Origin of the sequence: Streptomyces sp. NPDC058375 (assembly GCF_042723425.1) — a bacterium.
Taxonomy (GTDB): domain Bacteria; phylum Actinomycetota; class Actinomycetes; order Streptomycetales; family Streptomycetaceae; genus Streptomyces; species Streptomyces durocortorensis.
This window is the reverse complement of the sequence record NZ_JBHXJG010000001.1, coordinates 102,970-129,012: the sequence shown is the minus strand read 5'-3', so window position 1 is coordinate 129,012 and position 26,043 is coordinate 102,970. Positions and strand designations below refer to the sequence as shown.

At 68.2% G+C, this 26,043-nt stretch carries 25 protein-coding genes and 2 pseudogenes; 11 read left to right on the top strand and 16 right to left on the bottom strand.

The window, feature by feature from the left end:
• Positions 1–308 precede the first annotated feature (308 nt).
• Complete coding sequence (locus ACFWM7_RS00615) at positions 309–869, top strand: MobC family plasmid mobilization relaxosome protein (RefSeq protein WP_383253378.1); 561 nt, start codon at positions 309–311, stop codon at positions 867–869.
• A complete protein-coding gene (locus tag ACFWM7_RS00610; RefSeq protein WP_383253374.1) occupies positions 866–2,578 on the top strand; it encodes a relaxase/mobilization nuclease domain-containing protein in 1,713 nt (570 codons plus the stop codon). Before ACFWM7_RS00615 ends, ACFWM7_RS00610 begins: the two co-directional genes overlap by 4 nt.
• Before the next feature lie 104 nt (positions 2,579–2,682).
• Here ACFWM7_RS00610 and ACFWM7_RS00605 read toward each other — a convergent pair whose 3' ends face one another.
• From ACFWM7_RS00605 to ACFWM7_RS00575, 7 genes are all read right to left on the bottom strand, one after another.
• Positions 2,683–3,096: an NUDIX hydrolase gene (locus tag ACFWM7_RS00605; protein ID WP_383253372.1), complete on the bottom strand. Its 414-nt coding sequence runs from the start codon at positions 3,094–3,096 to the stop codon at positions 2,683–2,685.
• Positions 3,097–3,274: 178 nt separating this feature from the next.
• A complete protein-coding gene (locus tag ACFWM7_RS00600; RefSeq protein WP_383253370.1) occupies positions 3,275–3,649 on the bottom strand; it encodes a hypothetical protein in 375 nt (124 codons plus the stop codon).
• Between the two features lie 18 nt (positions 3,650–3,667).
• Positions 3,668–4,255, bottom strand: coding sequence for a class IV adenylate cyclase (locus tag ACFWM7_RS00595; protein ID WP_383253368.1), 588 nt, complete (start codon positions 4,253–4,255; stop codon positions 3,668–3,670).
• Positions 4,256–4,266: 11 nt separating this feature from the next.
• Complete coding sequence (locus tag ACFWM7_RS00590; protein ID WP_383253366.1) at positions 4,267–4,929, bottom strand: class I SAM-dependent methyltransferase; 663 nt, start codon at positions 4,927–4,929, stop codon at positions 4,267–4,269.
• Positions 4,847–5,419 (bottom strand): hypothetical protein, encoded by a 573-nt coding sequence (locus tag ACFWM7_RS00585; RefSeq protein WP_383253364.1) that lies wholly within the window; start codon positions 5,417–5,419, stop codon positions 4,847–4,849. Before ACFWM7_RS00585 ends, ACFWM7_RS00590 begins: the two co-directional genes overlap by 83 nt.
• A 61-nt stretch (positions 5,420–5,480) precedes the next feature.
• Complete coding sequence (locus ACFWM7_RS00580; RefSeq protein WP_383253362.1) at positions 5,481–6,383, bottom strand: radical SAM protein; 903 nt, start codon at positions 6,381–6,383, stop codon at positions 5,481–5,483.
• Between the two features lie 105 nt (positions 6,384–6,488).
• Entirely contained in the window at positions 6,489–7,181 is a 693-nt protein-coding gene (locus ACFWM7_RS00575; protein ID WP_383253360.1) for an HAD family hydrolase, read from the bottom strand.
• Between the two features lie 96 nt (positions 7,182–7,277).
• Between ACFWM7_RS00575 and ACFWM7_RS00570 the strand changes: the two genes are divergently transcribed.
• Together ACFWM7_RS00570 and ACFWM7_RS00565 are read left to right on the top strand one after the other, a co-directional pair.
• A complete protein-coding gene (locus ACFWM7_RS00570; protein WP_383253359.1) occupies positions 7,278–8,051 on the top strand; it encodes an XRE family transcriptional regulator in 774 nt (257 codons plus the stop codon).
• Positions 8,038–8,505 (top strand): NUDIX hydrolase, encoded by a 468-nt coding sequence (locus tag ACFWM7_RS00565; protein ID WP_018489396.1) that lies wholly within the window; start codon positions 8,038–8,040, stop codon positions 8,503–8,505. The genes ACFWM7_RS00570 and ACFWM7_RS00565 overlap by 14 nt, the downstream gene beginning before the upstream one ends.
• Here the strand turns inward: ACFWM7_RS00565 and ACFWM7_RS00560 are convergent.
• Positions 8,493–9,056 (bottom strand): HD domain-containing protein, encoded by a 564-nt coding sequence (locus tag ACFWM7_RS00560; RefSeq protein ID WP_229321379.1) that lies wholly within the window; start codon positions 9,054–9,056, stop codon positions 8,493–8,495. The two genes, ACFWM7_RS00565 and ACFWM7_RS00560, sit on opposite strands and share 13 nt — an antisense overlap.
• A 348-nt stretch (positions 9,057–9,404) precedes the next feature.
• On the opposite strand from ACFWM7_RS00560, the gene ACFWM7_RS00555 reads away from it, so the two are divergent.
• Both ACFWM7_RS00555 and ACFWM7_RS00550 read left to right on the top strand, forming a co-directional pair.
• Positions 9,405–10,754: a DNA cytosine methyltransferase gene (locus ACFWM7_RS00555; protein ID WP_383253356.1), complete on the top strand. Its 1,350-nt coding sequence runs from the start codon at positions 9,405–9,407 to the stop codon at positions 10,752–10,754.
• A 332-nt stretch (positions 10,755–11,086) separates the two neighbouring features.
• Positions 11,087–11,548, top strand: a complete 462-nt coding sequence (locus ACFWM7_RS00550; protein ID WP_093683292.1) for a very short patch repair endonuclease — start codon at positions 11,087–11,089, stop codon at positions 11,546–11,548.
• Here the strand turns inward: ACFWM7_RS00550 and ACFWM7_RS00545 are convergent.
• The gene (locus ACFWM7_RS00545) at positions 11,533–11,721 is read right to left on the bottom strand and encodes a hypothetical protein (protein ID WP_093683249.1); all 189 of its coding nucleotides are present in this window, start codon (positions 11,719–11,721) and stop codon (positions 11,533–11,535) included. The genes ACFWM7_RS00550 and ACFWM7_RS00545 overlap by 16 nt on opposite strands.
• A 275-nt stretch (positions 11,722–11,996) precedes the next feature.
• On the opposite strand from ACFWM7_RS00545, the gene ACFWM7_RS00540 reads away from it, so the two are divergent.
• The 5 genes and pseudogenes from ACFWM7_RS00540 to ACFWM7_RS00520 all read left to right on the top strand — a co-directional run bounded on the left by ACFWM7_RS00540 (position 11,997) and on the right by ACFWM7_RS00520 (position 20,145).
• Positions 11,997–14,375 carry an ATP-binding protein gene (locus tag ACFWM7_RS00540; RefSeq protein ID WP_383253352.1) on the top strand — a complete coding sequence of 793 codons (2,379 nt, stop codon included), beginning with the start codon at positions 11,997–11,999 and terminating at the stop codon, positions 14,373–14,375.
• Positions 14,372–16,051, top strand: coding sequence for a DEAD/DEAH box helicase family protein (locus tag ACFWM7_RS00535; RefSeq protein ID WP_097963589.1), 1,680 nt, complete (start codon positions 14,372–14,374; stop codon positions 16,049–16,051). Before ACFWM7_RS00540 ends, ACFWM7_RS00535 begins: the two co-directional genes overlap by 4 nt.
• A complete protein-coding gene (locus tag ACFWM7_RS00530; RefSeq protein WP_383253349.1) occupies positions 16,048–16,647 on the top strand; it encodes a hypothetical protein in 600 nt (199 codons plus the stop codon). Before ACFWM7_RS00535 ends, ACFWM7_RS00530 begins: the two co-directional genes overlap by 4 nt.
• Before the next feature lie 79 nt (positions 16,648–16,726).
• The gene (locus tag ACFWM7_RS00525) at positions 16,727–17,983 is read left to right on the top strand and encodes an RNA polymerase subunit sigma-70 (RefSeq protein ID WP_383253348.1); all 1,257 of its coding nucleotides are present in this window, start codon (positions 16,727–16,729) and stop codon (positions 17,981–17,983) included.
• A gap of 503 nt (positions 17,984–18,486) precedes the next feature.
• Positions 18,487–20,145, top strand: a pseudogene (locus tag ACFWM7_RS00520) (IS1182 family transposase).
• 31 nt (positions 20,146–20,176) lie between these two features.
• Here ACFWM7_RS00520 and ACFWM7_RS00515 read toward each other — a convergent pair.
• The 7 genes and pseudogenes from ACFWM7_RS00515 to ACFWM7_RS00485 form a co-directional block, all read right to left on the bottom strand.
• Positions 20,177–20,956 carry an SDR family NAD(P)-dependent oxidoreductase gene (locus tag ACFWM7_RS00515; RefSeq protein WP_383253346.1) on the bottom strand — a complete coding sequence of 260 codons (780 nt, stop codon included), beginning with the start codon at positions 20,954–20,956 and terminating at the stop codon, positions 20,177–20,179.
• Between the two features lie 310 nt (positions 20,957–21,266).
• Complete coding sequence (locus tag ACFWM7_RS00510; RefSeq protein WP_383253408.1) at positions 21,267–21,665, bottom strand: hypothetical protein; 399 nt, start codon at positions 21,663–21,665, stop codon at positions 21,267–21,269.
• Entirely contained in the window at positions 21,659–21,802 is a 144-nt protein-coding gene (locus ACFWM7_RS00505) for a hypothetical protein (RefSeq protein ID WP_383253406.1), read from the bottom strand. Before ACFWM7_RS00505 ends, ACFWM7_RS00510 begins: the two co-directional genes overlap by 7 nt.
• A gap of 668 nt (positions 21,803–22,470) precedes the next feature.
• Positions 22,471–22,737: pseudogene (locus ACFWM7_RS00500) on the bottom strand (protein kinase); the annotation flags it as partial.
• Positions 22,738–23,391: 654 nt separating this feature from the next.
• Positions 23,392–23,850: a PQQ-binding-like beta-propeller repeat protein gene (locus ACFWM7_RS00495; protein WP_383253404.1), complete on the bottom strand. Its 459-nt coding sequence runs from the start codon at positions 23,848–23,850 to the stop codon at positions 23,392–23,394.
• 118 nt (positions 23,851–23,968) lie between these two features.
• Entirely contained in the window at positions 23,969–24,613 is a 645-nt protein-coding gene (locus ACFWM7_RS00490) for a LuxR C-terminal-related transcriptional regulator (RefSeq protein ID WP_383253344.1), read from the bottom strand.
• Between the two features lie 16 nt (positions 24,614–24,629).
• Entirely contained in the window at positions 24,630–25,943 is a 1,314-nt protein-coding gene (locus ACFWM7_RS00485; RefSeq protein WP_383253342.1) for a sensor histidine kinase, read from the bottom strand.
• Positions 25,944–26,043 lie beyond the last annotated feature (100 nt).

The window sequence follows — 26,043 nt, the reverse complement described above, 5'->3', positions numbered from 1 at the left end:
CAGGACCGGAACCCTTCCGGTCACCCGAGCACACGCCGGTCGCCCCGCAGATCCCCACACCCGTGACAACGCGATGGCTCGCGCCACCGGGTCGCCGTGATCCTGTCCGCCGAGCCGCATCTGGAGCATCTTCTATGCAGCACAGCCAACACCTACCTGACGACACCTCCGCTGAGCCGCCCGCCTCGGCACAGCCCCGTACGCTGCTGTCCCGACTGCGTCGGGCATTTGGGCGGACGGCCCCGGGCGGAGCCAGTAGTACCCCGAGTCCGACTCAAGGCCGGTCTTCGGGGATCTCCGCCCCGGGGGTGGCGGAGTCGGCCCAGCGCCAGGGGGCGCTTGGCCGGGAGGCCGGGGCCGAGGGCGGCCCCGACCGGGACGAGCTCCACGCCGTCCAGCAGCAGATTCTTCGCCCCGCACCTGCCACCGAACCGACAGTCGGCGAACGAGCACCGCAGAGCGTGCAGCCGACGATTCGCCGCTTCACCGGCACCAAGCGGACCGTCCGTGTCGGACCGTTGCGCTTCACCGGAGACGAGCACGCCGCGCTCCAGGAGGCCGCAGCCGAGCACGGCTACAAAGGGGAATCCGGCTTCACCGCGGACATCGCCCTCGCCTTCATCACCGGTCGGTTCACGGCGAACCTGCCGCTGTCCGAGGACCGCCGGCGTACCCACATGTTCCGCGCTCAGGTGCTGCGCGAGCTCAACCGGATCGGCGTCAACGTCAACCAGATTGCCCGCGCCCTCAACAGCGACCTCACCCCGCCCGACGTACGTGACCGTCTCGATGAGCTGCACCACCTGCTGGACCTGCTCGCCGGGGCCCTGTGTGAACCCGCCGAGGCGGAGAAGGAGCAGGCCGCGTGATAGCCGCCATCAAACCGGCCGGAGCCAACACCCGTGGCCTGCTCGCCTACCTCTACGGCCCCGGCCGCCACGACGAGCACCTCGACCCGCACATCGTCGCCGGCTTCGCGATGCTCGGTATGCCCGACCCCGGCCGGAACCCGGACGCCACGCTCACCCAGCTCGCCCAACACCTGGACGAGCCGGTGCATCTCCGGAACAGTGAGTTCGGGAAGAAGATCACCGACCACGTCTGGCACTGCCCCGTCCGCGCAGCCCCCGAGGACCGGCACCTCTCCGATGCCGAGTGGGCCGACATCGCCCAGCGCATCGTCGAAGCCGCAGGCATCGCCCCGCCCGGCGACGACCTCGGCTGCCGCTGGATTGCTGTGCGCCACGCGGATGACCACATCCACATCCTCGCCACCACCGTCCGCGAAGACGGCCGCCGCCCCAAGCTCCACGGCAGCGGTATCCGTGTCGGCGACGCCTGCCGCCAGGTCGAGACCGATTACGGCCTGCGCCAGCTGAAGAAGGGCGACCGCACCGCTGGAAAGCGCCCCACGCAGGCAGAGATGCACAAGGCCCAACGCCTCGGCTGGGAGCAGACCAGCGGTGACTGGCTCCAGGACCGCATCCGCGCCGCCATCCCCCACGCCAGCAACGCCGAGGAACTCCTCGCCTACCTCGAAGCCGACGGCATCGCGATCAAACCCCGCCGCGGACCGTCCGGAGATCTCCTCGGCTACGCCGCCGGCCGCCCCGGCGACCTCAACAAGGACGGGAAACAGATCTTCCACCCCGGCGGAAGGATCGCCCCCGACCTCACCCTCCCCAAGCTCAAGGCCCGTCTGGAAACCACCGCACCGGAAGAACACCCCACCGCACGCCGACAGCGCCCCACCACCCCCTGGCACCAGGCCACCGACGCCCTCGACACCCTCCACCAAGGCATGACCGACGACACCCACGCCCAGGCCCACATCACGGCGCTCGGCGAACTCATCGAGGCCACCGCGCAGAGGGCACCTGACCACTCCCGAGCCGAACTGCGAATCGCAGCACGGACATTCGCCCGCGCCCAGCGCTCCCAGATCCGCGCTGAGAACCAGGCCGCCCGTACCCTGCGCCGCGCGACCCGCGACATCGCCCACACCGCCACCGGCCCCGATGGCAGCACCTTCGCCGCCCTGCTCGCCGCCCTCGTCTGGGCCACAATCATCGCCACCCGCTGGCACGAGGTAAAGAACCATGCCCACCAGGCCGAAGCCGCCCGTCAGGCCCTGCATCACCTACATACCGCCGCCGACCACGCCCTTGTCCCGGTCATCGACAACCTCGCCGCTCGTCAGCCGAGCGACCAGGCCAGCCGAACCCTGGCCCATGACGTCCGGGCCGCCGTCCCCGACCACGCCGACCGAATCCTCACCGACCCCGCCTGGCCGGCCCTCGCCACCGTCCTCGCCGACGCCGAAGCAGGCGGCCACAAACCCCACCAGCTCCTCAAGGAAGCCGCCGCTCAGCGCGAACTCACGAGCGCCCGCCAGCCCGCCCGCGTCCTGATCACGCGCATCCAGCACACCAGCCGCAACCCCGCACCCAACCCCCGCGCCGAAGCCGCCCGCAGGACTACGACCATGCGACTGTCCGCGACTGCACTATCGGCCGGTGTGGCTGAGCCCGCACGGTCGGCGGTCCCGGCGGAACAGAAGCACCGTCCACGTCTGTGAGGGGGGAGGCGTTCGTTGGCACGGAGCCCTGCATCCAGGCAAGACCCAGTAAGTCGTGGAGCTTTGGTGCTCGCCCGCAGTTCCCCGCCGGAGCTCGGAGCGGTCTACGCGGACAAGGCACCGTCGAGGTAGTCCTGCACCGGCTCGAACAGCCCGTACGGCACGTACTCCGGGATGTCGCCGAGGGTGACCCAGGCAAGCTCGGCAAGCTCCTCGGTATCGGCGACGTGAGCCGTGCCGCCCAGGATCTGGCAGGCGGTGTAGGACATGAGGCGGCCCGTCTTGGGGTGAACGCGCTCGCCGAGCAGCTTGACCGCCTCCACGGTCAGCCCTGTCTCTTCCCGGGTCTCCCGTACGGCGGCGGCCTCACGTTCCTCGCCGGGCTCGACCTCCCCGGCGGGGAACTGCCAGGAGAGCTGCCCCTCGCTCACCCGGCGGCGGACCATGAGCACGCCGCCCTCGTGAACGACGATGGCGGCGGCGATGCCCGGCTGCTTGTCCGTGGTCTGCTGCGTCACGACTGCTCCTCCAAGAGGCCCAGGATGGCAGGGAAGACCGTATCGGTGGACGTGAAACGGTCGCTGTGTTGTCAGGCTGTTCTCTCGGGGCTTCCGCCGAAGGCACGCACGCCAACCGCCCCGGCCACGGGCTCTCGCTGCGGGGGACAGCGGGCACCAGCGTGACCGGGGCGGGGGCTTAACTACGGCGGAAGAGCCTGCTCTCGCCCCGATGCTTGCCCGTTCTCCTGCCGGAGGTCGACTGCCCCACCTCGGCGGATTCGCTCGGCCGCGTGGAGCCGGCCGGGCGGCTCTCGTTGAAGAAGGATTGCCAGACCCGTTCCTGCAGCTCGCCGATGCAGGCGCCGCACGCGTACATCGGGGCTTGGGCCCCGGCGACTCTGGCGGGACCGATCCACAGGACGCGCGTCCACCGCTGCCCGCAGTAGAGCCAGCAGAGTCCGTCGACCCACTCGTTGCCGTCGTCGGTGGCCGCCGGTGCGGGGAGTCCTCCTCGGGCGAACTCGGCGATCCCGGGGATCACCCTGTGCTGTAGGGCGACTTCCGTCAGCATCGCTCTCTCCCTCCGTGATCAACGGTCCTGAGTCGCAGGAGAAGCGTCTTTCTGCTTCTCGGCTTCGGAGAACAGGAGCGTGGGCTCGGCGAGGATGTCGCGGCTGGACTCGCTCTTGTAGATCTCGTCTACGCTGCCGAACCGGGCCTCGGAGTAGTCGAGGTCCAGCAGCGCGGCGGCCTGGCGCACCGACGCCTCGTCGGGTCCTTCGATCTCCAGAAAGGTGGGAAGGTCCGGCCAGCTATCGAAGTCGAAGGCGACCTCGCCCAGGCGCCATTCCTCGCGGTAGTTCTCCTGGTACCGGACCTCGGTGAGGCCGACCCGGCGCAGGATGTCGGCCATGGCGTGCAGGTCGGTGACCTCGGTTTCGATCTCCTTGGTGCCGTCGATCGTCGTGGCGTCGGTGACCTGCTTGAGCGTGAGCGTCGATCGGGTGCCCTCGTCCCGCAGCCGAATCCAGGCCCCGCCGTCGAGGGAGTCGTTCTCGAAAATCTTGCGGGTGAGGAGCGTGCGGGGGAAAGCCTGGACGGCACCGAGGGCGCTCAGCCTGGTCTGGAGGCCGGCGACGTCCACGGCCAGGAACTTCGCCTCGTACTCGTGCTTCATGGGGCCTTCTCTCAGAAGTGGTCGGTGAGGGTGGACGTCCGGGCCGCGAGCAGCAGGCCCATGCGGTGGGTGTGGTCGTGCAGCTGGCCGACGTGGGGCCGCTCGGTGAACTCGGTGGTGCGTAGAGTGAGCAGTACCTCCCAGTCGCCGATGAAGTGGGGGTGAAGGCGTTCCGGGGAGGTGTAGTGCTCGATCATGTGGTGGCGTCTTTCGACGGGCATCATGAACTCCGCGCCGAACACACCGCCCGGGCGGACCAGGCGCTGCATGCGGTCGACGAACTCGCCGAGCGGGCGGTGGTGGTTGGCACTGTAGTGCCACGAGCAGCTCGTCCAGACCGCGTCGCACTGCAGGCCCAGAGGTTCACCGTCCAGGAAGTCGTCCTCAACGACCTCGACGCGTTCGTGGAGTTCTTCGAGCCTCAGTCGATCGATCAGTCCCAACGCGTGGGCCTGGCTGTCACCCGGGAGGTGGACGTCGCCCCCATGGAGGGCGACCGCGTCACGTTCGACGGCGACGACGCGGTAGCCGGCGGCGGCGAGGGGCAGGACGAACTTGCCGTCGCTCGCGCCGACCACCGCGACGGTGGCGTCAGGGGCGACACGTTCCCGCAACGTGGCGAGGAACTGCGGGAAGAACGTGAGGGTGTGCTCCCACAGGCTTTGGGTCTGCATGGGAGTGCGCTCCTTGCGTATCGGTATTCATGATCACTCGGAGAACCTCGTCGGGACTGCGCCCCGTGGTGTCGACGCGATGCATGGGGAACGAGGCGTAGGCGTCCGTCACCCGGTCCGTAACGGTCTCGATCAGTGAGTCCCACCGCGACACCGGCTTGTTCCGCCCAGCGAGTCGACGCTGTCTCTCGTCCTCGTCGCAGACGAGGTGGTACGTAGCGGGTGTCGGCAGCCAACTCGGCAGGGTGATACCGAGCCGTGCCCCCAAGGCCCGGTGAGTGGTGAGGCACCGGGCGAAGTAGCTCTCGACGACGACCGAGATGCCGGCGTCGAGGTGGTGCTGGATCTCCTCGGCCGCGGTGAACAGGCCAGAGAGGTAGAAGCACATCCGTGCCTCTACGTTCGTCCGCTCGTCCAACGCCTGTCTGAGCGGCTGGTAGGGCAGCGGGACGGTAGCGACGAGGACGGCCTGCCGGGCGGCGGCGAGCATGGGCGCCAGAGTGGATTTGCCGGTGCCGCGTAATCCCTCCAGGCTCTCGAAGCGCGGGTGATCAGGCACGGCCGTACACCACGTCCGGTACCGCGAGGGTGAGTTCGTCGACGGACGAGGGCTTGTGGACGATGCGTCCTGCCGCCTTCTCGTACCAGAAGGCGTGCGCGTCCTTGCCCACGGCCTTGCAGGACATGGTCAGCGCACCGCGCGGGTCGACCTCGATGCGGTCGATTTCGCGATGACCATCGGAGGGGGCGCACACCTGCGGGGCACCGTCCTCGGAGAGGTCCTCGTCGACGATCACCTCCAAGGGCAGATCGGCTGACGCCAGCTCGTCCCGGAGCCGGCCGTAGGCGGAAGGGGAGGTGACCAGCAGCTCGGGATGATCGGCGGCGTTGCCGACCGGCCGCAGGTGGTGGAGCTTGAGCTGCCGGACCCCGAGTCCCGCCAAGGCCCGTCCGAGGGGCAGGACTTCGGCGATGTTTCGCGTGGTGACGGTCATGGTCGCACCGGTCGGAACGCCGAGATCCCGAGCCAGCCGGAGCGCCTCCAGGGCACTCTGGTAGCTGCCCTGCTTTCGGATACCGTCGTTGGTCGACCCGACGCCCTCCAGCGAAACCCTGAGTAGGTCCAGCGAGGGGGCGATCTCGGTCAGGCGGCGCTCGATGCGGTACCCGTTGGTGCAGATCTCGACGCGCAGGCCCAGTTCCTCCTTGGCGTGGCGGACGACCTGCGCGAGGTCCCGGTGGACGAAGGGCTCCCCGCCGAGCAGGGTCACGGCCTCGGTGCCGTACTCGTCCCGCATCAGGGTGAGGAGATCCGCGGCTTCCTCGACGGTGAAGGCGTCGGCGTACTGAAGCCGCTTGCCGTGGAAGCAGTGCAAGCACGTGAAGTTGCAGCGGTAGAGCAGCTGCAGGTACAGCATGCGGATCTTCTTGATCCCGGTGACTTCCTCGATCACTTCGGCTCCTTCGGCTGGTTGCCTGGTGGGAGCCTGATAGTGGCCTTCTGCTCGGGGACCTCGACACCGCGTTCGGGGACGGTCCAAGGACGTCCGGGGACGTTTTCAGTGACCTGCGAAGGACCCCAGGATGCCGAGTACACGCTTCGTGTCCGACAGGTCGGGCAGGACTTCGACGGCTCCGGCGGCGGTCAGTTCCTCCTGGGTGTGGATGCCGGAGGCCACGGCGAGGACGCCGGAGCCTGTGGTCAGAGCCGCCTCCACGTCACGAGGGGTGTCCCCCACGAGGACGGTGGGGATGTCGGCCGCAACACCATGAAGCCGTTGAGCGCGCTCGCGGGCGACAGCGACCAGGTGGGGGCGGAGTTCGGCGTCCGCTCCGTAGGCGCCGACCGGTAGATCAAGCAGGGAGTCGAGCCCGAACGCGGCAAGCTTCACACGGGCGTTGGCGGAGATGTTGCCGGTGAGCACGGAGGAGACCCAACCGGTCTGAGCCGAGGCGGCTTTCAGGGCGTCGTGCACACCGGGCAGGGCGGTCCCACGCCTGCGCAGCTCCTCCAGGCGCGCCTCCCCTGCCTTGGCGAGCGCCGTCTCGACGAAGGGCCAGTCGGGCACGGGTAGCCCTTCGCGGACGAACATGTCGCGCATGATCAGCCGATCCGTACGCCCCTCAGTACGCGCGGGCTCCGTGGGCTCCCGACCTGAGAGGGCACGAAAGGCAGCGGCGTAGATCTCCTTGCTGACCCCCGCGTTCTCGATGAGGGTGTGGTCGATGTCCCACAGGACGAAGAGCTCCATGCCGCCAGAGTAGGCAGTCCGCGAGGTTCCACTACAGCGGACTGCGTCCCAAAACGTCCTTGCGCGATCACGCGCCGTGCCGATTCGATGGCTGCTGTGAACAACCGACTGCGTACCGTGCTCGGCCAACGCGGCATCTCGCCCGATGCTCTCGCCGAGATCTGCGAGGTAGATCCCAAGACGGTCAGCCGATGGCTGGGCGGACGGATTCCCCATGCACGGCACCGCTTCCGCGTCGCGCGACACCTGCGCGTCGAAGAGACCTTTCTCTGGCCCGAGCCGTCCAAGCGCCCAGGCCGGCCGAGGGACGGGTTAGGCACCGAGCTGGTCGGCACCTACCAGAACCGAGCCAGCGTGCCCCGGGACGTATGGCTCGCACTGCTGCGAGAGGCTCGGCACGAGATCGGCGTCCTCGTCTTCTCCGGCACCTTCTTCGCTCAGTCCAACCCTCACGTCGCCAAGATGCTCTCCGAGCGCGCCGCCGACGGCGTGCGGGTTCGCCTGTGCTTCGGCGATCCCGACGGGCAGGCCGTCGCCGTACGGGGTCGCGAAGAGGGAATCGGCGACACCCTCGCCGCCAAGATCCGCGCCTCACTGACGTACTACCGCCCGCTGCTGGGCGAGGCCGGGTGCGGCGTACGACTCCACGACACCACCCTCTACACGTCCATGTTCCGCTACGACGACAACCTGCTCGTCAACCCACACATCTGGGGCCAACCGGCCAGCGCCAACCCCCTCCTGCACCTCAAGAGGGCAGGCGATACAGGGTGGTTCGACAACTACGCTGAAAGCTTCGACGCCGTCTGGGCCGCAGCGAGGCAATGGGCACCCGACCAGGAGAGGACCGCTGACCATGGGCAGGACTGAGTACTACAACGACCCCTCTGCCCCGAAGGCGAACACCCTCATCCCGGCCAGCAACCTGCTCGTCGCCGACGAGACCGGCGCCATCCTCCTCCAGCGGCGCCGCGACACCGGCCAGTGGGCTCTCCCCGGCGGAGCCCAGGACATCGGCGAGACCGCGGCCGAGTGCGCGGTGCGCGAGTGCTTGGAGGAGACCGGGATCATCGCGGAGCTCACCGGGTTTCTCGGCGTCTACACCAACCCGAACCACATCGTCGCGTACACCGATGGCGAGATCCGCCAGCAGTACGAGAACACCTATATCGGCCGACCCGTCGGCGGAGTTCCCACGATCAACGACGAGGCCGACGGCGTCCGCTTCGTTCAACCGGCCGACCTCGACCAGTACGACATCCACCCGAGCATGCGCCAGCAGATCGGGGACTACCTCGCCGGCACCTACCCCTACCTCGGCTGAGCCGCCAAGGCGGCTTCCACCCGCTCCACGGAGGCAAAGATCTCCGGAGCCGCCCGGCGGATGAACCGCCCGACCACGCTGTCGTCCCCGTAGCGGCTGCGGATCTCCGCGACCCGGTCCTGCGCGGTGGTTCGGTCGCCGTCAGGCGTGGTCGTCATGTCGCAGTACACGAGGGCGTCCACCAGCAGCGGCTCCTCCAGCAATGGGAACTCACCTGCTAGCTCCTTCCGGAGCTCCCGCTCCTCCGCTTCCAGGAGCGCGAACGAGTGGTTCGCCACCAGCCGTACCAAACGCTCGTCGGCTCGATGCTCGTCCCGAAGGAACCGTGCTCCGTCCAGTGGATGGAACCCCGTCACGACCAGCCGCGGCGCGTAGCCGACGTCGTGCAGCGTGGCGGCGGCGACGAGAAGGCTGACGTCCCGGCCGAGAGTGTCGCCTACTTCGACCGCGCGTTCAGCTACTCCCTGTGTGTGCGCCCACCTCTGGGGAAGCGTGCCGCTGAGTTCTGTCTCCGCGACCTGCGTCGCCCATTCCTTGATGAGATCACCCATGCGAGCTCTCTGCCCGGGGCGTTCCTCGCACAAGCCTGGCCACGAACGGGACTCTTCTCGAGGCCGACTGGCACTGGCACGGTCGATACGAGTTTCTACACAGGGCGGGGGCTCCGCGGTCTGCACTTGCGAACCGCGTCCGCACCCTCATACCGCGGAACGAGGCCCAGCTTCCCAAGGCACGAGAGCCCTGTCCGGTGAACAGGCGCCGACTACTGTCGCCGTTGTTCTTTCGGCCTCCGCCGCTGCGGATCCTACGACTGCACACGATTCTCCTCGGCTCATGGGTCACAATCGGCACTACTCCGCGGTATGGTTTTGGCTGCACTGAACTGCTAGGAGTGGAAAATGCAACGGACGTCGGTAGAGCTCTTCGCGGGCGGGGGCGGGCTGGTCCAAGCCAGCACGAACACCGGCTTCCGACACCTGCTGCTGAACGAGTTCGCTAAGAGGGCGTGCGAGACGCTTGAGGGCAATCGCTTCGACGCGTTTCCTGCGGATGTCGACTCCGATGTGCTGGCGAAGTGGTTGGACCAGATCGATGAGCAACGTGCGGAGGGCCTCGACGCCGCAGGCGCTGTTGAGCGGCTCCACTACCCCCCCCTGGTCACCGGAGACGTCCGAAGGTTGAACATGCGCTTCCTCAGGGATCGCAATGTTGACCTTCTGGCCGGCGGGCCACCATGCCAGCCGTTCAGCCTTGGTGGGGTCGCCAAGGGTGACGAGGACGAGAGGAACATGTTCCCGGAGATGTTCCGGGCGGTTCGTGAGATCCGTCCCAAGGCCGTCATCTGTGAGAACGTCCGAGGGCTGCTCCGCCCGTCCTTCAACCCTTACTTCGAGTACATCAAGCGCGAGCTCTCGCTGCCGTCCGTGAAGCGCCGAAAGGGCGCCACGTGGCAGCAGCACGACCAGGCGTTGCGGGAGCGGCTTGACGCGAAGGACACCGATCCGGCGGAGACCTACACGGTCACGCAACACGATGTGAACGCCGCCAACTACGGGGTGCCGCAAATTCGCAACCGGGTGATCCTCCTCGCGTTCCGCGCTGACCTGGGCGTCGACCCGGATCTGGTCAAGCGTGCTGTCGCGCGTACCCACTCTCGTGCGGCCCTCGCCCACACGATCCTTGAGGGCTCCTACTGGGACCGCCACAAGCAGGCGGGCGCCAAGATTCCGAAGCGCGTCATCGATCTGGTGACCTCGCGCTACGAGAATGAGCAGTTGTCGTTCGAGAGTGGGGATGAGGAGCTCCAACCCTGGCTCACCCTTCGAGACGCCCTAGTGGGGCTCCCCAGGATCAACACGAGCATGTTGGACAAGGCGACGGAACAGGGCGGATTCCCCGACCACATCGGGTGGCCTGGAGCCAGGATCTACGACGGGCACACGCCCAATGAACTTGACCGGCCGGCCAAGACAGTCAAGGCCGGTGTGCACGGTGTGCCCGGTGGCGAGTCGGTCGTGCAGCTCGACAACCTGGTGCGCGACGAGAAGACCGGCCAGCTGCGCCCCGAGCACCGGTATATGACGGTGCGCGAGACTGCCCGAGTCATGACATTCGGTGATGGCTGGAGCATGGCGGGTCCGCGAGGTGAACGCATGAGGCAGTTGGGTAACGCGGTTCCCGTGAAGCTGGGCGAGGTGTTCACCAGCGCTGTCGCGAAAGCCCTCGACGACGCGGAACGGCGCTCGTGAACGACGCCGCCGGATCCCAGCAAGTCGGCTGGAAGGACAAGCCGCCGCCCGAGAGAGCTTGGCGGGGACGGCAGGGACGGACCAGGAAGGCGATTGTCGCCGAGCAGGATCGCGCCGCGGGTGGTCGGGAGGTTCGCTATGTCAAGCGTAAAGACGGCGACTACGCGCTGGCCTCGATCACGCTGAAGTTGTTGCCCCGGACTCGTCGGATCAGGGCCTATCTCCGTTGGTCGGAAGACGGGCGTTCGCCTGCCCTGTATGTCGGAGAGGTGGAGCACCTGACGCGTGCGGCGAATCTTGAACAGGCTTGGCAGATCGCCACTGCCAGGGAAATGGTTGGAGAGCGCCCTCTCCCTGAAGGGTCGTGGGCGTCGTCCCCTGCCACGCGGTCAACGATGCGCGGAAACCGAGGCCGTGACACGACACCAGAACTTCGTATCAGGTCACTGCTGCACCGCGAAGGTCTACGCTACCGAGTGTCGGCGCGGCCGCTTCCCGGAGTACGGCGAACCGCCGACCTCGTCTTCACGCGCGCCCGAGTCGCAGTTTTCGTGGACGGGTGCTTCTGGCACGGGTGCCCTGATCACTGCCGTCCAGCACGCACGAACAGTGACTTCTGGCGCGCCAAGATCGATGGAAACCGGGCCAGGGACGCCCAAACCGACCAGCTCTTGGTAGAGGCGGGCTGGCGTGCCATCAGAATCTGGGAACACGAAGACCCTGTGCGAGCTGCGCGTCGGGTTGCCGCGGTCGTCCGCGACTTTGCGGTGCAGGAGGATCACGGCGTTCCCTGATTCAGGAGATCGTTGATCGCGTCTGACGCGCGGCGGAGGACGATGCGGCCGTCTCCCTCGCTGAAAGCGAGCAGGTCCTCGCCAACGTTGATGCCGGCCTCGGCCAGCAGCCCCAACGGCAGTTCGACACGCCCATCGCGCTCTACAGATACCTCGGCGGGTTCACGGATCACGGGGTCAGTTTCCCAGGCGGCTGCCGGCGGCCGCCACCAGTCCCGCGGAGCGCCGGGTTGCGTTGCGGTTGTGAAGATCCGATGGTCGCACCGCGCGACATGCCCTCCGTCCTCAAGTGGACGGATTCGCAACTAACTTGGCGCGGAATGTCAGTGCTGTCCTCTACTGTCTTCATCACGCGTACGGTTCTATCGAGCCGCGCTCCGAAGCGCTGCCCGCGGCAGGGCTTACTTCGGCGTGTCTTCGCGAGACGAGGCAGGAGGGCCGTCCACCTATGAAGATCACTCCTTCCGCGCGTGTGCTGCGCATGCTGGGTGAGATCGAGTTCGACGAGTGGCAGTGCATCGCGGAGCTGATCGACAACGCCTTCGACGACTTCACGGAGATCAACCGGTCCGGGGCTCCCTGGGCAGGCGGGTATCGCGTCAGCGTCGAACTCCCCGACTCCGCCCAGGGGCAGCTCGTGATCACCGATACGGGGCGCGGCATGACGTACGACCGCCTGGAACGGGCCGTGAGGGCCGGCTGGTCGGGCAACGACATGCACGACAAGCTCGGTCTCTTCGGCATGGGGTTCAACGTCTCGACGGCCCGGCTCGGGAAGCGCACGCGCGTCTTGACCACGCGGCAGGGCGACACCGAGTGGATCGGCGTGGAGATCGACCTGGACCGCATCGGTGACGACTTCGAGGCTGAGGACATCACGGAGCCGAAGGCCGACCCGAACGAGCACGGCACCCGCATCGTCATCAGTCGCCTGCACCCCGCGCGCGCTCGGTGGCTGAACAAGAACGGCGCGGCCTTGCGCAACATCCTGGGACAGGTCTACTCGTGGATGTTCCTGAACCGTCCGTTCGAGCTGTGGGTCGGCGGCTTCCAGGTGAAGCCCGTCCGGCACTGCCGTTGGGGTGAGGACCGCTCGGTCCTCTACAACAACAAGGAGCGGATCCCCGCCTATATCGAGATCGACCAGAAGCTGGAGAACGGTCTCGCCTGCGGCGACTGCGGGCAGTGGCAGCTCACCGATCGGGATGCCTGTGAGGACTGCGGGAGCGACCGGCTCACCATTCGCGAGCGCCGGGTGCACGGGTGGCTCGGCATCCAGCGGTACATGCACAAGAACGACTACGGGATCGACTTCCTGCGCAACGGTCGCAAGATCCTCCGCTGGGACAAGCAGCTCTTCACCTGGCGCAACCCGGACGGCGCGGTGGGCAACGAGGAGCCGGAGTACCCGGTGGACCTCGCCCACCAGGGCGGCCGCATCATCGGGGAGATTCACCTCGACCACGTCCCGGTCACCTACCAGAAGGACGCTTTCGAGTACGGCGACCGCAGCTGGCGATCGGCGGTCGAGATCGTCAGGGGGGTCGCACCGCTGCTGCCCCAGCGCGCGGCGAACCTCGAGTACGAGGAGAACACCAGTCCGCTCGCACTCCTCTTCAAGGGTTTCCGTCGTAACGACGCTGGCCTCCGGTACCTGGTCCCGGGTGACGGACGCAAGCCGATGCACGAAGACACCCGGCGGTGGGGGCAGGAGTTCCACCGGGGCAACCCCGACTACGAGACCGATGAGCGCTGGTGGCAGGCGGTCGAGGACCACGAGGCGGCTAAGAGCCGGGGCAAGAACGTGAAGGCTGCCGCCGTGACCCCGGGACGGCCGGATGAGGACGCGGTGATGGAAGCGCTCGGTTTTAACGGGGCGGGCACCCAAAGCACCACGGCCGTTCCGGGGCCAGACGAGTCGAAGTCCGAATCCGGGGCGCAGTCCTCGGAGGACAGCACCTCAGCTACTTCCGCCTCACCGGCCGCAGAGGAGCGCAAGGAGACCCGGCAGGAACGCGTTACGCGCTACATGGAGAGCTCGACCACCTACCCGGCACTGAGTCGCTCCTTCGGTCACCCGCGCGTCGGTTTCGTCGAGGTCGAGGCCCGTCAGTTGACGGCGGGAGGACGTCTGACCGACGAGAACCTGCACCCCACCCCCGTCCTGCTCGACCAGCGCGCGGGCAACAGCCTCGTGGCGTTCCTCGACCTCGATCACTCCATCTTCCAGAAGTTCGGCGCGGACCCGGCGGACCTTCTGCTCGCGGAGATCGCTGTGCTGCTCAGGGTGCGGGCGGAGACGGAATGGAGCCACTCCGAACTCATCGCGGCGATCCGGGCGGAGTCACTGCCTGCCACCGCTCTGGACGCCCAGATGATCAGTGCCGAGGCCCAGGACCTGTTGGCGGAGATCCGTCACCGCATGGCGTCGGAACTGGACCGCACTGGTGAGGCGAAGAAGGCGTATCACTTTCTCTCGCCCGACGAACTGACCGCCACCGAGCATGCCATGATCGCCAACGGAAAGGTGACCCGTACGGCCGACCTCGGTGCGAACGGAGAGTTCCTGCTCCACGTACCGGCGCTGTTCCTGGTCCATCTCGTCGAGTCGCTGCCGGCGGCGTTCATGGACAACCGGGTTTTCCAAGGCATCTACGAGGGTGTCGCGTCCGCGTCCGCGCGGCGGCTTAGCCTCGCGCGGACGGTCGGCTACCTCTCCGACGTCGCGACCCAGGCGACCTTCGCGGGGAGCAGCCTCCCAAACCAGCTGCTGCGCACGAGACTGAGCATCCGCCTGCTGGCCGACGACCTCGCGGAGGAGAAGTGAGCGCCGTCTTCCTCTCGGCTGACGAGCTGCTGAAGGGAGGGCCCGCTGGTCTCACGCACGCCGTGGAGCGGACCCTCTGGCACCTCGGCTTCAACGACGTGCGTGTCATTGACGGCGCCGGCGACCACGGCGCGGATCTCCTGGCAGTACGAGGTCGGGAGCAGTGGGTCTTCCAGTGCAAGTGGAAGGCGGGCGGGAAGGTCGACCGCAGCGGCGTAGACGACCTGGAGCGGGCGCGTACGTGGTACCGCGCGGACAAGGCTGTCCTGATCACCAACACCGACCTCAACGCGGCGGCGGAAGCCCGCCGCGTGGTGCTCAACGGAGTCGGTGTGCCGATCTCCCTGTGGCACGGCGCGACGCTGGGTTCCATCGGGGACCAGATGCCTGAGACGGTTCCCGCGAAGTACGCCTTGCGCCCCTATCAGGCTGAGGCTGCGGACGCGGTGGTCCGAGATCTCGGCGCGAACGGCATTGCCCTGCTCGTGCTCGCGACTGGGCTCGGCAAAACGGTTGTGGGCGGGGAGATCATCAGCCGTCACCTCAAGGTCAATCCGGCTGCCAGTATTCTCGTCGTCGCGCACATGAAGGAACTCGTCGCACAGCTTGAGAAGGCGATGTGGCGGCACATCCCCAAGTCCGTTCCCACGCGGTTGCTCACTGGGGACAGTCGACCCGAAAGCCTCGACGGAGTCGTCGTCGGAACCGTTGAGTCCGTTCTCGGTGCCGTGCGCGTGGGCTACCGACCCGACCTGATCATGATCGATGAGACCCACCACGTGGCCGAGACCGGCAGGTTTGCGGAATTGCTCGATCTGTGTGGGAATGCTGAGCAGTTCGGCGTGACGGCGACACCTTGGCGAGGCGACAAGTTTGACATCACCTCACGCTTCCGGTACCCGAGTTTCAAGATGGGCATCGCGGAAGGCATGGCCGCCGGTTACCTGTCCGCCGTCAATTACCGGCTGTACGTCGACAACGTCGACTGGAACGCGGTCAGGGACGCCAGCGTTCACGGACAGTCGATCAAGGATCTCAACAAGTCACTGTTCCTGCCGCAGCGCGACGAGGAGATCATCGAGCACTTCCGCGAGGCGTGGCGAACCACGGCCAACCCGAGGGCCATCGTCTTCTGCCAGACCATCGAACACGCCGAGCACATGGCCCAATTGTTCGCCACGTCAGACTCGGCGTGGTCTAACGCGTCGTTCCTGCACAGCGGACTACCGCGGCAGCGACGCCAGATTCTGCTGAACGAGTTCCGGCTCGGCCGCGTGCCGGTGATCACGTGCGTCGACGTCTTCAACGAGGGGGTCGATGTCCCGGACGTCAACCTCATCGCGTTCCTGCGCGTCACGCACAGCCGGCGGATCTTCGTCCAGCAACTCGGGCGTGGACTTCGGCTCAGCCCCGGCAAGGAAGCCCTGCGTGTCCTCGACTTCGTGACCGACATCCGCAGGGTGGCGGCGACCTTGGAACTCCGGCGATCGCTGGAGGCGCAGGAGGCCCAGGAGAGCGAGCATCTGCGCGTACGAATGCCGCACGCCTCCCGTATCCAGTTCAGCGACGAAACTGTCGGGTCTCTGATGGACCACTGGATTCAGGACGCGGCAGACCTTGAGACCAAGGCGGACGAGGTCCGCCTCCAGTTTCCTCTGACGACAGGAATCGAATGAGCAAGTACGCGATCCCCACTGACCTGGAAGAAGAAGTCGTGCGCCTTCTCTACAAGCGGATGGCCGACCTCAACTGGATCTACCTGCCGGATTCAGAACGCACCAGTCACTACGTGACGTGGACCTCCGCCCCTGAGGTAGGGGGAAGGCTCCTTCCGTTCATCGGGAAGCCGGAGAACGTCCGTCCGTGGCTCAAGGACAGGCCGATGAAGGAGTACACCCGCGCCACCTACGGGGTGGGCAAGTGGGCCCCTCTCGTAGCCAAGCCGTCCACTCCGGTCAGTGAGCTCGTCGTGAGGGCTCTTGGTTCCGGTTGGACGGTCGATCTCGAGACCCTGGACATCAAGCCGCTCCGCGTGACGATCCGCCACGAGGACGATGAGGAGACGGAGCGGCGCTTCGCGTGGGCTCCCATGCGCGACTTCAAGCATCTCGCGTGGGCGGCCATCGCTGCGCAGGCCGGCGGTGACGCTCTGCCGTGGGTCATCTGCACGGTGGACTCGTTCGTTCGGAAGATCACTTTGGAGCAGAAGGCGAAGAACGAGCTGATCGCCAACCGGCTCGATCTGATCAGCGCGCATGTCACCGATGGTTGAGCGGGGCTCCGCCATGACGAGGGATGACGACGACTGGCTCGGCGCTGCTTGGCGTGCTCTCCCCTCTCGGTCGCGTCGCATGGTCGAGGAACGTGCCAGCGGGGGAACGCTCGGGAGTATCGGGCAGGAGCACGAGATGAGCCGCGAAAGGGTTCGCCAGTTGCTTCTGCAGGCACGGGAGCATCTCTGCGCCTTCGCCGACGCCTTCGTCGACGACTGGCGGGATCGGCTCATGGCCCTCACCGTGCGCCCGGCGGTACCCGAGTCCGAGGTGGCCGCGGTGTTGGCCGTGCACGAGCACGTTGGTGTCGGTCTTCTCCTCCAAGACATCGGGGCTGAGCCTCCATTGACTTGGGCTGGTCGTCTGAACGGCTGGTGGACACGCAATCCGAGCGCCCTGGAGATGCTGCTGCGAGTTGGGGTGGGGGAGGCGCCGCTGCGTGGGGAGGACGTGGCGGTGACCTTCGCGAGCGCTGGTGTACCCGGCGAGGTCCCTGTGCTGGATATTCTCGGGCATCCAAACAGCCCTCTGGTCCCCGGCTTCGAGGGCTCTTGGCTACGCCGTCGCGCCCGCGGTAGGGACGCGGCTTACCTCTACCTGCTGGCGAATGGCGAGCCCTGCCGGGCTGAGGAGTTGGTGGAACCGACCGGAATCAGGCGGAAGCCCGCTGTATCCGAGGCGCTCAGGCGGGACGAGAGGTTCGTGCAGCTCCGTCTGGAGGGCAAGTGGGCGCTGGCTGAATGGCCTCACCTGAACGTCACTCCGTACCCGAACGCCGTGGAGGCTTTCGTAGCGGTGCTGACCGAACTGGGGCCGTTGCCCAGGGAGGCTCTCTTCGTGAAGGTCAGTGAGCGGTACCCAGTGACGTTGTGGCGCCTTCAGCAGTGTCTGCTGGACGACAGGGTGGGCACGACGGACGACGGGTTGATCGACCTTGTCGCGCGCGGGGCGGTTCCGATCGAGGAGAGCGAGCCGGTACGGCCGGCAACCATGGCCGCAGATCCCGCCGGAAACGTCTTCGGGGTCCGTCTCACTGTGGACAAGGACATTCTCCGGGGCAGCGGCGTCGTCGTCAGCAGCTGGCTTACGTGGCAGCTCGGAATGCGGCAGGCCCCCATGGTCCGAACCTTTTCCATGGCTGGTCACCCCACGCCTATCGTTCTCAAGCGAGCGACGAGTGCGGCCCAGCTCTCCAGCCTGCGAGTGCTGGCGAAGGAGAAAGGAATGGTGGGGGGCTGCGAGTTCGTCCTCTTCCTCCGCACGGACGATTCGACGGCGCGCATCGAGCACGCTTGTGACCGGCAGACCTGCCGGGCGGTGGGCGGGCAGCTCTGAGTGAGGCGGGACCGCTGGCGACTCCACTACTGAGCTGCCACAGGAGGGGTTCGATGAATCCATGACGAGGGGGCGCATGGGACAACGGGGGAAATGATGATGGCGGCAGTGCGTGCTGCGTTCTTCGTCTCGGGAGCTCAGGCTCTGTCGCAGCAGGCTGTCGAACGTCCAGCGCGCGTGAGCGGTGCGTGAGCGGACGGGGCGGCACGGATCGGGTCTGGCTGGCACCTTGTGGGCGCTCGCACTTAGCTGACCAGGGAAATCAGGTTCAGACAGCATCATTCGCCACCCACCGTCACGATCTTGCAGGCCCTCGTAATGCGTAGGTCTCGGGTTCGAATCCCGAAGGCGGCTCAGCTGGAAAACCGCAGATCAAATGCGGTACGCGACTGGCCCCCGGCAAGATCACGACACTGTTGGCGAATCCGGGGCCTGAACGTGACGTCGGCCTTCATGACCCGTTGTGGTCGTGAAGGCCGACGTTGTGTTTGGGGAGGGTGTCGGTGTCGTTGCACGCCAGGAAGATCGATGGGGTTCCAGAGGAGACGGCCTGGGTGGCGCGGGCTGTGTTCCCGAAGGGCAGCCTGGCGATGCGGATACGTGATGAGCTGGGCGAGTTGTTCTCGGATGCGGACTTCGCCGAGTTGTACCCGAGTCGGGGGAAGCCAGCGTGGTCGCCAGGCAGGCTGGCGCTGGTGTCGGTCATGCAGTTCGCCGCGGGGCTCTCGGACCGGCAGGCCGCAGACGCTGTGCGCGGGCGGCTGGACTGGAAGTATCTCCTCGGGCTGGAGCCGGGGCGATCCGGGCTTCGGCCACTCGGTGCTGACTGAGTTCAGGGACCGGCGGATCACCGGAGACGCCGGGGTCCAGCTCCTGGACCGAGTTCTTGGGGCCGCTGCGGAGCACGGCCTGCTCAAGGCTGGCGGCCGTGCTCGCACGGACTCCACGATCGTGCTCTCCGCCACGCGACAGATCAACGGCCTGGTGCGGCTCGGCGAGACTCTGCGGGCCGCGCTGAACAGCGTGGCCCGACAGCGAGCCGGAGTGGCTGGCCGCCTGGGTTCCGGCCGACTGGTTCGCCCGGTATGCGATCCGGTTCGAAGACACCCGCCTGCCCGAGGGAAAGGCCAAGCAGACCGAGCTGTTCGAGCAGATCGGCCCCGACGGGATGAGGCTGCTGGCGGCCCTGCACGGACCCGACGCCCCTGCGTCCCTGAGGCTGCTTGACCGGGTCCAGACCCTGCGGCAGATGTGGGTCCAGCAGTACTTCGTCGACGACGGGCAGGTCCGGTGCCGGGACCTCAAGGACCGCCCACCGGGCGCGGACCGGCTGGTCACGCCCTACGACACCGACGCGCGGGGGAGCGTGAAGCGCGGCACCTTCTGGGACGGCTACAAGGTCCACCTCACCGGGACCTGCGAACCAGACAGCCCGAACCTGATCACCCACGTTGCCACCACCGACTCCACCGTCCAGGACGTGCGCCTGGTCGGCCCGATTGACGCCCACCTCGCCGAACGCGACCTCCTGCCCGGCCAGCACCTGGTCGACGCCGGATATGCGACAGCGCGAGAGGTGGTCACCGCCCGCCGGGACCACGAGGTCGACCTGGTGGGCCCGATCCTCGCGTCCACCAGCTGGCAGACCAAGGACGCCGAAGGCTTCTCCCAGACCGACTTCACCATCGACTGGGACAACCGGCGGGTGACCTGCCCCAACGGCAAGACCACCAGCAACTGGCGGGAAGACCGCTCCCAGCAGGGAGCAGCCGTTGTCCGGGCACGGTTCCCGTTGGGGCTCTGCCGTCCCTGCAAGGACCGGGAGCAGTGCACCCGTGCCGGCACGAACGCCACGATGGGGCGCCGGATCAACCTCCGTCCCCGGGCGGAGCAGGAGGTGATCGAGCATGCACGAGCCCAGGAAGACACCCAGGAGTGGGAGGAGCAGTATGCACACCGGGCGGGTGTCGAAGGCACCATCTCCCAGGGCGTCCGTGCTTTCGGCCTGCGGCGATGCCGCTATCACGGGCTGGCCAAGGCCCGGCTACAGCACCAGCTCACCGCCACCGCGATGAACTTCCACCGTCTTAACGCCTGGTGGACCGATATCCCACGAGCCCGCACCCGCGTCTCACCTGTCAGCCCTCCGCCCCACCGAGTAAGAGCGGACCTCCCAGCCGGAGGGAGACGGCTTCACAAAGCGTGCCCGCCGGCCACCTGCAGAACCTGTCCGGTGATCCACCGCGCTTGGCGGGAAGCCAGAAACACGACAGCGTCGGCGATGTCTTCCGGCTCGCCCGGCCGTCCCATAGGTACGTTCTCCCGAACCTGGTCGATCAGCGCGGCGTCCATCCAACCGGTCTGCACGGGCCCAGGCGCCACGGCATTGACCCTGATCCCTGAACGCCCGAGATCAAGTGCGGCAGCACGGGTGAACGCTTCCAGAGCTGCCTTGGACGTGCCATAACCGATCTGGCCGGGGAATGCGCGTGCGGCGTCGGTGGAGATGTTCACCACGCAGGGAGACTGACCGTCACGTGCACGGCGTGCGAGTTCGGACGTCAGCAACGCCGGTGCGGCGACATTGACCTGGTAATGGCGCTCCAGACCAGCTGCAGTCAGTGCATCGATGGTATCTGGACTCTCACAATGGGCAGCATTGTTCACCAGCACATCAACGGGCCCGAGCCGGGCTTCAACGTGGTCGAACAAACGCTCAGCGGCGTCCCCTGCGGAAAGATCGGCCGCAACGGTGATGGCCTCGCCAAGCTTCCGCGCCAGATCCTCCGCCGCCTTTGCCGGAGGAGTCACATGCTCCCATTCCCTGCCCGGAGGTGACGCTTCCTCCGGGACGTAGTAGTGCACGGCCACGCGAGCGTTCTCAGCAGCGAAGGCACGACTAATTGCCCCGCCGATTCCTCCGCTGCCTCCGGTGACGAGCACGATCCGTTGCGCGAGCCCCGTATCGATCATCCCTGAAGCGTCGAGGATGCGTCGGCTACACGCAAGCTGATCCGCCTGGAGCGCGCTCTGCGCGGCGCGACATGCCACCCACCAGGATCGAGTAGAGCCAGATCCACTGCTTGCGCCCGTCGGCGGAGTCACATCACCTTCCGACCTGGGACACAAAGAAGTGCTTACAACCATTCGCCAACAGTGTCAGATCACCGCCGGGGGCCAGTACGCATTTTGTACGTGCTGCTGCGCCTAGGCGCCGACCGCGACCGGCGCATCCTTCATCGCCAGTGCGACAAGTCGCCCAGCGTCGAGGGCATCCGCGACCTCATCGAGCCGGTCGCAGGGTCCGCGCGTCCATGATGGCGCCGCCGCAGATGTCGTAGGGGGCGTTGCGGATGCGGCGGTCGCAGTTCCTGGGAATCTCGGCCAGTGTCTTGCCGGTCGCCGGGTCGAGGGTGGAGGTCGCCCGGCTGCCGGTAAGCCACACGCGGTCGCCCACGACGTCAAGACTGGACGGGAACGCCCAGGGGATCACCCGCTCCCAGACCTGGGCGCGGTCGTCGGTGTCGTACGCGCGGAATTGCATGTTGGTGCTGCTCCCCGCTCTGCCGCCGCCTGCGTACGAGACGAAGACCCGCCCGTCGTGGACGCGGGCCCCCGAGGAGTCGTACCCGGTCCGGCCCGGGAGACGGGCGACCGGCTTTCCGTCGGGCAGGTTCAGCACGTCGAACCCGTCCCCGTCGGCTGCGGTGCATACGCGTGCCGGTCGTCGACGTCGAGGCCGCCGACACCGAGGAGGCCGGTGGGCACGCCTTCGGCGGGATAGCCCCACAGCCGGGAGCCGTCGGAGGCGTCGCGCACCTCCAGCCGGGTCTGCCGTGTCGCCTCGTCCCGGAGCCGGCAGACGATGACATCGCCGCTGAGCGCGCAGTCGTCAGCGGCCGGGACCTTCGAAGGAGGCTGCCCACGGGCGCCAGTCCTCGGGTTGGAGGGTTCGGTCCAGGCTGTCGGGCCCGAAGTCCGTCATCCCGCTGACGGTTACGGCCGCGGTGCGCGCGGGCTGCGTGGCCGAGGGGCGGTGCTCTCGCCGCTCTCCCCAGCACTGCGTTCCGGTGCCGGAGCGGCGGTGCCCGGGGTCCTCGGTCCGGGGTCGTCGTCCGGGAGGACCAGCAGGGCGGCCGCCAGCACTCCGGAGAGCAGGACCGCTCCCATGGCGAAGGCCAGGCGCAGCCGGCGGCCGCGCGCCCACGCCGGCCTCCCGGTGCGGGACCGCCCCAGCTCCGGCTGCCCGTCCGGTGCGTCGTGTCCGCCCCCGCGCTCTGCCCGTGCAGCGAGCCCTGAACGGCGCCGGTCGGGGCAGGAGTCGGGGCGGTCCGGGGCATCGGGGGTGCTTCCAGAGCCGCCGCCACGGCGGTCTCGTACGTACCGATCAGCTCGCGCACGTCGTCCGGCCAGGAGAAGGCGCCGGGGGTCGACGCGTGCGGGACGCCCGGTCGCTCCGGCCGGGACGAGGTGTCGAGCGCCCGGATCAGCTCGGCGGTCGTCGGCCTGCTGGCGGGATCCCGGTGCAGGCAGTCGGCCACGGTCTGCCGCAGCTCCTCCGGCACCCGGGAGAGGTCGGGCCGCCCCTGGGCGATGCGGTGCACGATCGCGGCGAGTTCGGTGTCCTCGAACGGTCCGTGGCCGGTGGCGGCGAAGCGGAGTACCGCTCCCAGGCAGAACACATCGGACGCGCCGGTCACCGACCGGTCGCCGTTGACGTGCTCGGGCGACATGAAGCCCGGCGAACCCACCATGACATCGGTCGCCGTGAGCGCCGTCGCGTCGTACGCCTGCGCCCAGACCTTGTTCGCCACGTCGTCGAACTCTCCGAAGTCGTCGGTTCCGGCACCGGAACCGCCGGGCGGTACGTACCCGGGCGCTCCCTCGATCTCGTGCCGTGCGCTCTCGCCGCCGCGCAGGGGCAGGGTGTAGAGGTTCCGGTTGTCGGCGAAGAGCGCGGTGGATCCGACGACGTCCGGCTCCGAGTGGAGGTAGCCGGCCTTCGCCGACTCGGCCTGGTCCGCTTCCTGTCCGGGCAGCGCGCCGACGGTGCGCGAAGACCGGCCGACGCCGGGGGCCGAGAGGGCGGTGAGTTCAACCGCGCCCCTGGACGCGTTCGGTTCCAGCCCGTACTCGCGCCTCCCGGCGGCGACCACGCGCTGGGCCCGCGGGGCACGGGCGTTCGGGTCCTGGTCCGCCGGGACCGGGCGTAGCGTGACCGCGTCCAGGACTGCGGGGTCCTGGCCCTCGATGTCGCAGTACACCTGACCACCGTGGACGCGCATCGCGGCGCAGCTTTCGTCGCCCGGCACGATCACCGGTGTTCGCTCCCCGGTTTTGCCGTCGAACGCGACCAGGCCGCCGTCGGTCACGGCGATGAGCCTGCCCTCCACGAAGGTCTCGGCGCGCTACAGTCCGTACCCGGCCGTCGGCGCGTCGTGCGAGGTGAATCCCTCCACCCACAGCCGTTCGCCGCTGCGGACGTCCACCGCGTATACGCTTGCCGCGCCGCCGCCGAGGCTGAAGAACGCGACCTTGTCGCCGAGCAGCGGGTCGCCGAAGAGCTCGGTCTCCTCGCCGCCACCCGTGTCGCTCTCCCAGCGGACCTTCCCGTCCGTGGCCGCACGTCCCCTGACCACACCGGCCTCCATGGTGACGACGACATCGTCCTGGATCAGCGGGCTGCTGCCGCGGCCCGGCAGGACCACGCCCCGGTTGCTGGTCGCGGCCCGGTCGCCGGGGGAGGGGGAGGCCGCCTTCCACAACGGCTTCCCGTCGGACGGGCGTACGGCCTCCAGCCCACCCGCGAGGGTGCGGCCGACCAGGATCTCGCGGCTGAGCGCACAACTCCAAGGCCGTTCCTTCAGCTTCCCCGGCCATGGCTTCCATCCGGCCGGGCGCGGCGGAATCGGCCAGGCCCTGCGCCACCCCCGATGCCGGCCGAGCGGACCCGGACGAGGGGGGCACCGTAACGCCCCCGGAAGGTCAGCCGCGCAAGTAGGCCAGGACGGCGAGGACCCGGCGGTTGGTGGCGTCGGACAGGTTCAGGTCCAGTTTGGTGAGGATGGAGCCGAAGTGCTTGCTGACGGTGCCCTCGCTGACGTGCAGGGCCGCGGCGACGGAGGCGTTGGACCGGCCCTCGGCCATCAGGGCGAGGACCTCCTGCTCGCGGGGGGTCAGCTTGGTGAGCGGGTCGCGGTGGTGGCGGAGGAGCTGGCGGACCACTTCGGGGTCGACGACGGTCGCGCCGGCGGCGACCCGCCGGAGGGCTTCGGTGAACTCCTCGACGTTGCCGACGCGCTCCTTGAGGAGGTAGCCGACGTGGGTTCCGTCGCAGGAGTCGAGCAGCTCCTCGGCGTAGGCGCGCTGGACGTACTGGCTCAGGACGAGGACGGGCAGCCGGGGGTTCTTCTCGCGCAGTCGCAGCGCGGCCCGCAGCCCTTCGTCGGAGAAGCCCGGCGGCATCCGTACATCGGTGACGACGATGTCGGGGTCGTGCTCGGCGACGGCCGTCATGAGTTCGTCCGCCGTGCCGACGCCGGCGAGGACCTGGTGGCCGAAGCGCTCCATGAGGCCGACGAGGCCCTCCCGCAGCAGCACGCTGTCCTCGGCCAGCACGATGCGCAACATCTGGTTCCTCTATCGGTTATCGGGCCGGCGGGGAGTCGGGTCGGGGGTCCGGAGCCGGGGTGCAGGGTACGAGGAGGCGGAAGGCCGTGGGGCCGCCGGACGGTGAGGACACTAGCAAGTGGCCGCCGAGGACGGAGATGCGATCCGCGACTCCCTCCAGCCCGGTGCCGTCGGCCTCGTCCGCGCCTCCCACGCCGTTGTCCTGTACGCGGACGACGAGTTGGCCTCCGTCGACGCGCGCCTCGACGGTGGCCCGGGTCGCCCGGCTGTGCTTGGCGACGTTCGCCAGCGCCTCGCACACCGCGAAGTAGACGGCGGACTCGACCGCTTCGAGGAAGCGGTGGGGCAGGTCGAGATCGAGGTCGACCGGGACGGGGGAGCGGTCGGCCATGTCCTCGATGGCCGCTGCCAGACCCCGGTCGGTGAGGATCCGGGGGTGGATGCCCTGGATCAGTTCCCGCAGCTCGACCAGGGCGGCCTGGGCCTCCCCGTGGGCTTGGGCCAGGAGCCCGGCGAGGGGCTCCTCGCGGGCGTCGAGGCGGGCCAGGCCCAAGTGCATCGACAGGGCGACCAGCCGCTGCTGGGCACCGTCGTGCAGGTCGCGTTCGATGCGGCGGCGCTCGGCCTCGAAGGCGGTCACCAGGCGCATCCGCGACCGGCTCAGCTCCTGGACCCGTACGTCGTCCTGCCGGGGAGACGCATCCAGCAGGAGGCGGGTGAGCTGGGCGCGGCCCACCGCGAGCAGGCCGAGCGGATAGGCCAGCAGCGGGAGCAGGAGCACCCCGGCCAGGGCGACGGCGAACGCCGCCGGGTAGGAGTGGACCAGCCACAGCTTGATGACGCGTGCCTCCTCGCCGCCGCCTGCCATCGCCATGACCAGGGGGGTGGATATCAGCCCCCCGCTCACCCCGAGGACCGTGCCGATGACGGCGGCCTCCAGGAGCCACAGGAGGCAGCCGAAGAGGAGGGCGTATCCCAACTCCCGCCAGGTGGAGCGCTCCTGGAGGCGGGTGCGCAGCCAGGCGGCCGGCCCGGTGCGCGGCGGATCCTGGTGGGCGTCGTCCAGCGGTACGGCCGGGTCGATCAGGCGCAGCCGGCGCCGCTCCACATGCGCGACGGGCAGCCCGGCGAGAACGAGCGTCAGCAGCAGAGGCACCCCGACGAGGACCACGGTCAGCAGGCTGCCGGTCAGCGCGAGGACGAGCAGGCAGACCAGCAGGGCGGCGCCGAGCGGCACGCTGGTCAGGAAGTACAGGGCGCAGCGCCACGGCCAGCTGCTCCGGAGGTATCGGCGCTGGTGCAGGGCCTGCCGGAGGCTGGGTGAGTGCATGGGGGCACGATATGAGGCCCGAGAACGCGCGGACCACCCAGTCGGCGGGCCGTCCTTCCGAGCCGCCTCCCGCCACCCCGCGGTCGTGTGGGGCGTTGAG